Source organism: Neobacillus notoginsengisoli, from assembly GCF_003515685.1.
GTDB classification, from domain to species: Bacteria; Bacillota; Bacilli; order Bacillales; family Cytobacillaceae; genus Bacillus_D; species Bacillus_D notoginsengisoli.
In genome coordinates this window covers 278,081-286,976 of sequence record NZ_QWEG01000006.1, presented here as the reverse complement: position 1 = coordinate 286,976, position 8,896 = coordinate 278,081, and the positions used below count along the sequence as shown (strand labels likewise).

Genomic DNA, 8,896 nt, shown 5'->3' with positions numbered 1-8,896 from the left:
ACCTCACGTACGGTTTGATGAGGGGGAACAGGAAAAGGACTTGCCCACTTGTCTGGCTTAGTAAGGTGGAACACCCTGAAACCCGAGGACAAGAAGGGCAAAGTCTAATTCCTGTTTTCTACTCTACAAGGAAATTACAAAAACTGTCTTTGTGGAAAACTCAAAACGAGTTGGTGTAATCCAGCTCCAGCGCCTAGCCCCTCGAGGTCACAAGCCATTCCGACCAAAAGGTTAAAGGCCGAACCTTTCGTCCGGCTCGTCTTGTGCTTGTCGGGGCTGACCAAGGCGCTTGCGCATTTTGTTCCGAGGAGTTGTTTATGAAAGAATTTAAGGATCTTAACGGATATAATGTCGAACTGTCGTTTAGTAAAGGTGCCTTCAAAGAAAAGGCGGTGCATGTACTCGTAATTTGTCTTTACGATGGGAAGTGGCTGCTAACAAGGCATAAGGAGCGTGGGCTTGAATTTCCCGGCGGAAAAGTCGAACAAGGGGAAACACTCGAACAAGCTGCAGCCAGGGAAGTAAATGAAGAAACAGGGGCGGTGGTACAAAACCTTGAATGGCTGGCAGAGTACAGGGTCATGGTACCTGAAGGCCCTTTTGTCAAAGCCGTTTTCGTTGCGGATGTAAAAAGTATGGAAAACCAGAAGACTTACTATGAAACAGAAGGTCCACAAATCATTGAAGGCAGTCTTGAGACAAAGAGGCTTGGGGAAGCATTCAGTTTTATTATGAAAGACGATGTAGTCGGAGAATGCCTGAAGCAAATTGAAGAAGATAAAAGAATATAAGGCCGGTCCAGGGCACCAGCCTTCATATTTTTTTATTCTTTTACAAGTTTCCTCTCGATTAAGGCGACGATTTGATACATTACGGTTGCAAACACGGCAATGACCAGCAAAGATAGAAGGACCAGAGTGAAATTAAAGACCTGAAAGCCATAAATAATCATATAACCAAGCCCTTTTGAGGAAACAAGAAATTCACCGACAATGACCCCAACCCAAGACAGGCCGACGTTTACCTTCAGGGTGGAAATGATGGTTGGGAAAGAGGCAGGCAGAATGGCTTCCTTAAAACATTGAAGCCGGGTTGCACCAAAAGTCTGGAGCACTTTAAGATAATTGGAATCCACCTCCCTAAACGAGGTGTAAACGACAATGGTTGTTATAATGATGGATATGATGGCTCCCATTGAAATAATTGAAATATAACCGGGACCCAAAGCGACAATCAGAATGGGCCCGAGGGCAACTTTTGGCATCGCATTCAAGACAACGAGATAAGGGTCAAGAATTTTTGACAACAGCGGTGACCACCATAAAAGTGCTGCAATCAATGTTCCAAGCAATGTGCCCAAAATAAACCCCGCAACTGTTTCAGTCAAGGTAACGGAAAGATTAGAGAGAAGTGTTCCATCAGCTCCCTTTTGCAAAAAAAGCTGCCATATTTTCGAAGGTGAGCTGAAAATGAGCGGGTCGATCCATTGCTGTCTGCTGCAAAGTTCCCAGCCTGAGAAAAAGGCTAGGAATATGAGGGCCTGAGATAAAAAGACCCTTCTTTTCTCCTTCTTAACTGACAGCAGATACGCGGAGTGCTGGGAGCTGACAATCGCATTATGGTTCAAGGGATTCCAGCTCCTTCCATATCTCTTTGAAAAGCTTCCCGTAGCATTCGTGGTTCCTTGCATCAAACGGAGTCAAAGCTTTCAATTCATCTGGTATTTCAAAAACACGATGTATTCGCCCGGGACTTGAGGAAAATAAATACACCCGGTCACTCATTGCGATTGCTTCGCCAATATCATGGGTAACGAGGACAGCGGTTTTTCCGAGCCCCTTCAGAGTAGCTGAAACGAGATCCTCGAGTTTCAATTTTGTCTGGTAATCAAGCGCGGAAAAAGGCTCATCAAGGAGGAGAACTTTTGGATCCGCGGCTAGAGTCCTAGCGAGGGCGGCTCGCTGGCGCATCCCGCCCGATAATTGCTTCGGCAGTTTTTTTTCTACTCCCGGCAACCCAATATCATACAGGAGCTGTCGTGCGGCTTTTTTCTTCTCCGGCGTACATGTTCCCGCAAGCTTGAGTCCAAGAAGGACATTTTCTTCAATCGTCTTCCAGGGAAACAGATAATCCTGTTGAAGCATATAGCCTATTTGGCGCTCTTCCGGGATGACGGGGTTGCCTTTTACGAGCACATGTCCGAGTGTTGGTTCTACCAAACCGGCGATAATGGATAGGAGAGTCGTCTTGCCGCAGCCGCTTGGGCCGAGGAAGGAGATAAATTCTCCCTCCTCAACAGAAAAGCTGATATCACAAAGGGCCGTGACAGCCATGTTCTTTGTGAAATAGGTGTGATGGATTTCAGTGATTTGCAGGAAACTCATGTGGCTGCCTCCTTTGCGGCTCATTTGACTTTTTCGGCAATTTCCGTATTCACTAGCGTTTTATACTCAATCCGCTGAGGAAGTTCGCCAGCTTCATCCATAATATTCTGGAGATTATTCCATTCGTCTTCGTCAAGGATCGGGTCTGTCGCAAAGGAGCCCTGGCTCTTATATCGGTCGACAACTGTTTCAATGATGTCAAGCTCTGTATCGTCGAAATATGGGGCAATGGCTTTGGCAATTTCCTTTGAATCCGTCTTTTCAACCCACTGTTGAGCTTTGTAGACTGCCTTGGTGAATTTTTCAACTGTAGCGCGATTTTTCTTCATATAGCTTTCTTTTGCCATGAAAGTGGTATAAGGAATGTGTCCGGACTCTGTCCCGAACGATGCGACAATATGGCCTTTTCCTTCTTTTTCAAAAATGCTGGCCGTCGGCTCAAATAACTGTACAAACTCACCTGTGCCTCCTGCAAATGCATTGGCGATATTGGCAAAGTCGACATTTTGAATTAGATTCAAATCTTTGTGGGGATCAATGCCGTGTTTCTTAAGGACGAATTCTCCAGCCATTTGCGGCATCCCGCCTTTACGCTGGCCGAGGAAGGTTTTGCCCTTCAGCATATCCCATGTAAAATTGTCTACTTTCGTTCTGGAAACGAGGAAAGTGCCGTCCGTCTGGGTCAGCTGGGCAAAGTTGATAACCGGGTCGTTCGAGCCTTGAGCGTGTACATATATGGACGTTTCCGAGCCGACAAGGGCAATGTCCGCCCCATTCGAGAGTAGGGCAGTCATCGTCTTATCACCGCCCCATGTCGTTGTCAGTTCGACATCCAGGCCTTCTTCTTTAAAGAAGCCTTTGGCGAGGGCGACGTATTCAGGGGCATAAAAAATGGATCTGGTAACTTCAGCGATCCTGACTTTTTCAAGTTTTTTCTCTGCCGGTTTTTCCTGGCAGGCGGATAAGAGCAGCATTGCGCCTGCTAGCAGCATGAACGCTGCCCTGAACCTTTTTTTCATACACTAACTACCTCCCGGGTAAATAAAAATGGGCTTATTGTTCCTGTGATATCGTATGAAATGGGAGTGATTGTGTGAATGCCCACCGGGAAAAAATAATGTTTGGAGGAATATCGATGGAAGCAGCAGATGGACAGATTCTTTCAATTCAAACGTTTCCGTCGCCGAACCCTGATGTTAGTCTGTTTCTCATTACTTATTTCGCTGACGGATTAAAAGTAAAAGGCATGCTGGCTAAACCTGCCGCCTATGAACCGACCGATGGCTTCTTATATTTGCGCGGCGGGATTAAGAATGTCGGCAAGGTCAGGCCGGCGCGGATCGCCCAATTTGCTTCAGAAGGCTTTACTGTCTTCGCACCGTTTTACCGGGGAAACCAGGGTGGCGAAGGGGAGGAGGATTTTGGAGGCGAAGACCGGATGGACGCTTTCGCGGCCTACCGGCTTTTAAAGGGATTACCTGGCATTCAGGATGTCCATATTTTCGGGTTTTCCCGAGGCGGGGTAATGGCGCTGTTGACTGCGCTGGAATTTCCTGATGCCGCGTCGATGGTTACGTGGGCCGGGGTAAGTGACATGGCCCTTACTTATGTTGAACGGGAGGATTTAAGGCGGATGATGAAGCGGGTCATTGGGGGAACCCCTGTAAAATATCCGAACAGATACGAATACAGAACCCCGCTTTACGAACTTGAGTGTCTGAAAGTTCCAGCCCTCATTATTCACGGTGCCAAGGATGACAACGTATCTCCTGAGCATTCTTACCGGCTTGAAAAAAGACTGAATGAGCTTGGAAAACCGGTCGAAAGCTGGTATTTCGGCGACTATACCCACTTCTTTCCGCCCGCAACGAACAGAAAAGTCGTCGCAGACTTAACGAAGTGGATGAAAAGCCACAGTGGGAAATGATAAAATAATAAAAGGAACAGATGATATATTTGCCGGAGTATGAAAAATCAATGGACAAGTTTAATAACTACAAAAATAATCTAAGGGGGAAGGGCACGGATGGGCATGCCTCTTGAACTGAATACGATGATCGTGACAAAAGGAAAAGAACAGCGTTTGGAGGAAAACTTATTCCTTCTTGAAAAAGAAGGTTACCGCCTTTATCCAATTGATATCCCGATTGATATCAGAAAGGCAATCAATGCTGAGTCGAGAGGAACCGCTAAAATCCGGAAAGTGGAATGGGAAGGAAATGTCACTATGATCACTTACGAATTTACTTCTCTGCATTCTCCTAATTGAAGAGAAAAGAACCCCTTGTAAAATATTTGCCGGGGGTTCTGTAATAGTTGCAAGAAGTTTGTTTAGTTAAAGTTTTTTAGAATAATCATGGGTTCACGGGAATCAGGCTCCTCCCAGCGGTCCGCCCTTTTCGGCGATTTCTGGATTCGCACTTACGAATTTCCTGAAGTTCTCCCGGAACTTTTCGGCGAGCTCATTCGCTTTCTGCCGATAAGCTTCAGGGTCTTCCCATGTCTTTTCTGGCTGGAGGACTTCATCAGGCACACCAGGAACATGGAGCGGCACCAGCAATCCGAAGATTTCATCCCGAATTGTTTCGGTGTTGTTCAACTCACCTTCAAGAGCTGCCTGGATCATTGCCCTCGTATAGGCAAGCTTCATTCTGCTGCCTGTTCCGTACTCTCCTCCGGTCCAACCGGTATTGACAAGGAAAACTTGGACATTGTGTTCAAGGATTTTCTCGCCGAGCATTTCAGCATACCGGTTAGCTGGCAGGGGCAGGAATGGTGCCCCAAAGCAGGTCGAGAAAGTGGCCTGCGGCGAAGTGATGCCTCGCTCAGTACCAGCAAGCTTAGAAGTGTAGCCGCTCAGGAAATGGTACATCGCCTGTTCTTTTGTCAATTTTGCAATAGGCGGTAAAACGCCAAAGGCATCAGCTGTCAGGAAGACGATTGTACTCGGATGCCCCGCCACACTAGGCATAACAATATTTTTAATTGCCTCAAGCGGATATGCGGCTCGTGTGTTTTCTGTCAAATGGCCGTTATCATAGTCAGCCAGGCGCGTATGTTGATCAACCGCAACATTCTCTAGGACAGAGCCGAAGCAGATTGCATCAAAAATCTGAGGCTCTTTTTCACGGCTTAGGTTAATCGTTTTTGCATAGCAGCCGCCTTCAATGTTGAAAACGCCATTTGCAGACCATCCATGTTCGTCGTCACCGATTAGGCGGCGGTTTGGATCAGCAGACAAGGTTGTTTTTCCGGTTCCGGACAAACCGAAGAAAAGGGAGACATCCCCTTCGGTCCCAACATTGGCAGAGCAGTGCATGGGCATGATCCCGGATTCGGGCAGAAGATAGTTCATAACTGAAAAAATCGATTTTTTCATTTCCCCTGCATATTCCGTGCCTCCAATCAGGACAATCCTTTTTTCAAACGAAATAATAATGAATGTCTCCGAATGGGTCCCATCTGTTTCCGGATCGGCCTTGAAACCAGGTGCCGATATAATAGTAAACTCAGGACGATGCTGGAGCTGACTCTCATCAGGACGGATGAATAGCTGGCGGGCAAATAAATTATGCCATGCATATTCATTTATCACCTGTATCGGAAGCTGGTACCTCTTATCCGCACCCGCAAATCCATTAAAAACGAAAACCTCATTTTTTTGTTTTAAATAGTCAATTACTTTATGATAGAGAGTAGAAAATACATGTTCGGAAATGGGGCGGTTTATCTTTCCCCAGTCAATTTTATCTCTTGAGGCGGTCTCATCGACAATGAACTTATCTTCCGGAGAACGTCCAGTGTATTTACCAGTAGAAACACTTAGTGCACCTGTCGAGGTGAGCAGTCCTTCGCCGCGGCTTAGGACATTTTCAACCAATTCCGGAACAGACAGCTGAATTTTTAAAGCGTTTTCATTCAAAAGTTTAATCGGAGTATCTGGATTATGAACACGATACATGGATTGATTTCCCCTTTATCCTTTGTTTTTTTCAACCGGTTTTCATCTCGATAATTAGTATAGCACAATTGTTTAATTGGTCTATACTAATAACTCGGAAATTACAAAAAAAATTGGGAGGGATGGCCATGAAATTTGTAGCCTTGTATGACGGAGATTGTCTTCTTTGCCAAAGATCAAAAGTGAAATCGCAGAAACTGGATTGGCTGGAGAAGGTCAACTGGCTTTCTCTTCAGGAATATGAACGTGAAGGGCGCAAACCCTCCTTTGAGGCCGCCGACCTTCGCAGGGAGCTCCACCTGCTTGACGATTGCGGCCGTGTATATAAAGGGTTTTATGCTATGAGAAAACTGTTGCTTCAGTTCCCGCTCACCATTATCCCTGCACTCTTGTTGTATGTACCGTTTGCATCTTTTATCGGCGCTCCGGTTTACCGATGGATTGCCAAGAACAGGTTCAAATGGATGGGAAAGGAGTGCAGCAATGGCAGTTGTTCCCTTTAACGTGAGTTTTAAAAAAGTGAGTGTCCTAAAAGGCCGTTTTTATATAGTGTTTTTCATGAAAAATACATTGACATGAAACCGCAGTATGGTATGATTTTACCTTGAACGGATACTCTCTTATCCTGAGCCGGTGGAGGGACAGGCCCTATGAAGCCCGGCAACCTGTTGAACGGTAATTTTCGTCAGCAAAGGTGCCAAACCTGACGCAAGGCAATAGCCTTGAACGATAAGAGTGAAAGGCTGAAGCAAACAATGCAAACCTTTCCTCATACGGGGAAGGTTTTTTTATTAAAGCCTTACGAATCAGCGTGGTCAGTGATAAGCCATTCATAAAAACCTAATGTTTACTTCATACTACTTAGGGATATGAGTACCGTGAACCGAGGTGCCGGCAGGACGGAATAGTACCAAGATGCCAGCCTCTTATTTAAAGAAAACAGGAGGAATTCAGATGCCATCAAAACGCCGTTTGTTCACATCTGAGTCAGTAACCGAGGGTCATCCAGATAAAATCTGTGACCAAATTTCTGATTCAATTTTAGACGCGATCCTGGCGCAGGATGCAAATGCCCGCGTTGCTGCAGAAACTTCGGTAACAACGGGACTCGTACTCGTTGCAGGGGAAATTACTACTTCAACTTATGTAGATATCCCGAAAATTGTCCGCGAAACAATTCGTGAAATCGGATATACACGTGCAAAATACGGCTTTGATTCGGATACATGCGCGGTTCTTACTTCCATTGACGAACAGTCCCCAGACATTGCCATGGGGGTCGACCAGGCGCTTGAAGCTCGCGAAGGAAGCATGTCCGATGAAGAGATTGAAGCAATCGGGGCGGGAGACCAGGGCCTCATGTTCGGCTTCGCTTGCAATGAAACCGAGGAACTTATGCCGCTTCCGATTTCTCTTGCCCACAAGCTTGCGCGCAAGCTGACGGAAGTCCGCAAAGATGAAACACTTCCATATCTTCGCCCGGATGGCAAAACACAGGTAACGGTTGAATATGATGAAAACAATAACCCTGTGCGGATTGATACAATCGTTATTTCAACCCAGCATGGCCCTGAAGCCACATTGGAGCAAATCCAGAGCGATCTGAAGGAGCATGTCATCGGCCCGGTAGTGCCAAAAGAACTAATTGACGATAAAACGATTTATTTTATCAACCCGACCGGCCGCTTTGTTATCGGCGGACCGCAGGGCGACGCGGGCTTGACTGGCCGCAAGATTATCGTTGATACGTATGGCGGCTATGCACGCCATGGCGGCGGCGCCTTCTCCGGAAAAGATCCGACAAAGGTTGACCGTTCCGCGGCATATGCAGCGCGATATGTGGCGAAAAACATCGTTGCGGCTGGTCTCGCAGACAAAGTCGAAGTCCAACTTGCCTATGCAATTGGGGTTGCCCGCCCAGTATCCATTTCGGTCGATACATTTGGAACTGGAACCGTCAGCGAAGAGGTGCTTGTTGAATTGATTGAAAACAACTTTGACCTCCGTCCTGCCGGTATCATCAACATGCTCGGCCTGCGCCGTCCTATTTACAGGGCGACAGCAGCCTATGGCCATTTTGGCCGCACCGATGTAGATCTTCCATGGGAGCGGACAGACAAAGCCGAAGCCCTCAAAAACCAGGCTCAAAATTAAAGCGGAAGCGCCTTCGCGACAGACAAAAACCGCCTGTCCCTGCGAGGCTTATTCCTGGGAGCTTTCCTTAGTGGTCAGCCCCGACAAGCTTAAGACGAGTCCCGCAGGATGGGCCTGCCCTCCGGAGGGAATCGGCTTAAGACCTCGAGGGGCTAGGCGCTGAAGCTGGATCACTCTCAAACTGGAGAAGCGATTTCTATATAAAAAGATCATTGTCCGGGAGTTGCATTCATGAATGTAACTCCCGGTTTTTAATTCCGTCAAATTGGCGGAGGGAAATAAAAATGTATAATCTTCATATGGAGGATTATTTTTCCTTCAGCTCTAAGTGCAATTTTCTGCTGAAAAATGTTAGTATAAAATGGTGCAAGTTTTGGCAATCGAAATTTTTGCCATA

The 8,896-nt window shown here is 46.6% G+C and carries 9 protein-coding genes and 1 riboswitch; of the genes, 5 read left to right on the top strand and 4 right to left on the bottom strand.

Going from position 1 to position 8,896, the window contains the following annotated elements; all coding sequences use genetic code 11:
• Window positions 1-317 precede the first annotated feature (317 nt).
• Entirely contained in the window at window positions 318-791 is a 474-nt protein-coding gene (gene ytkD / locus D1B31_RS11620; protein ID WP_118920948.1) for an RNA deprotection pyrophosphohydrolase, read from the top strand.
• Window positions 792-823: 32 nt separating this feature from the next.
• Here the strand turns inward: ytkD and D1B31_RS11615 are convergent, their stop codons facing one another.
• The 3 genes from D1B31_RS11615 to D1B31_RS11605 are packed head-to-tail and all read right to left on the bottom strand — an operon-like array spanning window position 824 to window position 3,358.
• Window positions 824-1,627 (bottom strand): ABC transporter permease, encoded by an 804-nt coding sequence (locus D1B31_RS11615; RefSeq protein ID WP_240035247.1) that lies wholly within the window; start codon window positions 1,625-1,627, stop codon window positions 824-826.
• On the bottom strand, window positions 1,617-2,384 hold the full coding sequence (locus tag D1B31_RS11610; RefSeq protein ID WP_118920946.1) for an ABC transporter ATP-binding protein: 768 nt from the start codon (window positions 2,382-2,384) through the stop codon (window positions 1,617-1,619). Before D1B31_RS11610 ends, D1B31_RS11615 begins: the two co-directional genes overlap by 11 nt.
• A 20-nt stretch (window positions 2,385-2,404) precedes the next feature.
• Window positions 2,405-3,358, bottom strand: coding sequence for an ABC transporter substrate-binding protein (locus D1B31_RS11605; RefSeq protein WP_420846096.1), 954 nt, complete (start codon window positions 3,356-3,358; stop codon window positions 2,405-2,407).
• Window positions 3,359-3,519: 161 nt separating this feature from the next.
• On the opposite strand from D1B31_RS11605, the gene D1B31_RS11600 reads away from it, so the two are divergent.
• Together D1B31_RS11600 and D1B31_RS11595 are read left to right on the top strand one after the other, a co-directional pair.
• Window positions 3,520-4,311 carry an alpha/beta hydrolase family protein gene (locus D1B31_RS11600; RefSeq protein WP_118920944.1) on the top strand — a complete coding sequence of 264 codons (792 nt, stop codon included), beginning with the start codon at window positions 3,520-3,522 and terminating at the stop codon, window positions 4,309-4,311.
• A gap of 99 nt (window positions 4,312-4,410) precedes the next feature.
• Window positions 4,411-4,653: a DUF2584 domain-containing protein gene (locus D1B31_RS11595; protein ID WP_118920943.1), complete on the top strand. Its 243-nt coding sequence runs from the start codon at window positions 4,411-4,413 to the stop codon at window positions 4,651-4,653.
• 102 nt (window positions 4,654-4,755) lie between these two features.
• On the opposite strand, the gene pckA is transcribed toward D1B31_RS11595, so the two are convergent.
• Complete coding sequence (gene pckA, locus D1B31_RS11590; protein WP_118920942.1) at window positions 4,756-6,345, bottom strand: phosphoenolpyruvate carboxykinase (ATP); 1,590 nt, start codon at window positions 6,343-6,345, stop codon at window positions 4,756-4,758.
• 128 nt (window positions 6,346-6,473) lie between these two features.
• Here pckA and D1B31_RS11585 point away from each other — a divergent pair, with 128 nt between their 5' ends.
• Together D1B31_RS11585 and metK are read left to right on the top strand one after the other, a co-directional pair.
• Complete coding sequence (locus tag D1B31_RS11585; RefSeq protein WP_118920941.1) at window positions 6,474-6,848, top strand: thiol-disulfide oxidoreductase DCC family protein; 375 nt, start codon at window positions 6,474-6,476, stop codon at window positions 6,846-6,848.
• Between the two features lie 114 nt (window positions 6,849-6,962).
• Window positions 6,963-7,081, top strand: a riboswitch (SAM riboswitch).
• 218 nt (window positions 7,082-7,299) lie between these two features.
• The gene (metK, locus tag D1B31_RS11580) at window positions 7,300-8,499 is read left to right on the top strand and encodes a methionine adenosyltransferase (protein WP_118920940.1); all 1,200 of its coding nucleotides are present in this window, start codon (window positions 7,300-7,302) and stop codon (window positions 8,497-8,499) included.
• Window positions 8,500-8,896: the final 397 nt, after the last annotated feature.